We start from the raw sequence: 979 nt of genomic DNA, 5'->3' as shown, positions 1-979 counted from the left end.
AGGCGGCCGCGGTCGCCGCGTACGGGGCGGCGGCGGGACCGGCGTCGGCCGCCGTCCGGCTGCTCGGGCTGGACCCGCTGGACGTGCACCGGGTCCTGGCCGACCTGGCGGCCCGGATGGACGAGGTGGCCGACGAGGCCGCCGCCGCGGCCGCCGGCGGGTGGGACGCGCTGCCCGCGCCGTCCGCGCCGCTGCTCGACCTGCTCGCCGAGGCGCACGTCCGCGCCGGCCTGCGCCTGTTCGAATCGTGAGAAGACGAAGTGAGAAGACGAATCGTGAGGAGACGAAAGGACGCACCGTGGGCGCCCACCACGATCACGACCCGCACGAGGCCGCGCCGCCGGCGGGCCGGGCGCTGCGCCTGGGCATCGGCGGCCCGGTGGGCAGCGGCAAGACCGCGCTGACGGCGGCGCTGTGCCGCGCCCTGCGCGACGAGTACGCCCTGGCGGTGGTGACCAACGACATCTACACCACCGAGGACGCCGACTTCCTGAGGCGCGCGGCGGTGCTGCCCGACGACCGGATCACGGCGGTGCGCACCGGCTGCTGCCCGCACACCGCCATCCGCGACGACATCTCCGCCAATCTGGACGCGGTGGAGGACCTGCAGGCCCGGCACGGGCGGCTGGACCTGGTCCTCGTGGAAAGCGGCGGCGACAACCTGACCGCGCTGTTCAGCCGGGGCCTGGCCGACCTGCAGATCTTCGTGCTGGACGCGGCGGGCGGCGACGACGTGCCGCGCAAGGGCGGTCCGGGCGTGGCGCAGGCGGACCTGCTGGTGATCAACAAGACGGATCTGGCGCCGCTGGCGGGCAGCGACGTGGCGCGGATGGAGCGGGACGCCCTCCGGGTGCGCGGCGGCAAGCCGGTGGCGCTGACCTCGCTGCGCGAACGTCCCGACGCCCCGGAGGTCGCCGCGTGGGTGCGCGGCGCGCTGCGGCGGGCGCGCGGGGCCGCGGCGGCGGCGCCGTGACGCGGC

Annotated in this window: 2 protein-coding genes; both read left to right on the top strand. The window is 76.9% G+C overall.

The genetic code is table 11. The features are described 5' to 3' along the window. The coding region (locus AR3_RS31430; protein ID WP_390099682.1) for an urease accessory UreF family protein at nucleotides 1-251 on the top strand (251 nt) is incomplete at its 5' end. Nucleotides 252-298: 47 nt separating this feature from the next. Beyond that, a complete protein-coding gene (ureG, locus tag AR3_RS29090) occupies nucleotides 299-973 on the top strand; it encodes an urease accessory protein UreG (RefSeq protein WP_067918831.1) in 675 nt (224 codons plus the stop codon). The last annotated feature ends 6 nt before the right edge of the window (nucleotides 974-979 follow it).

The organism is Actinomadura rubrobrunea NBRC 15275, assembly GCF_001552235.1.
In the GTDB taxonomy this organism is placed as follows: domain Bacteria; phylum Actinomycetota; class Actinomycetes; order Streptosporangiales; family Streptosporangiaceae; genus Spirillospora; species Spirillospora viridilutea.
Note: the sequence above shows the minus strand (reverse complement) of the source record. Positions and strands in the feature narration are given on the sequence as shown.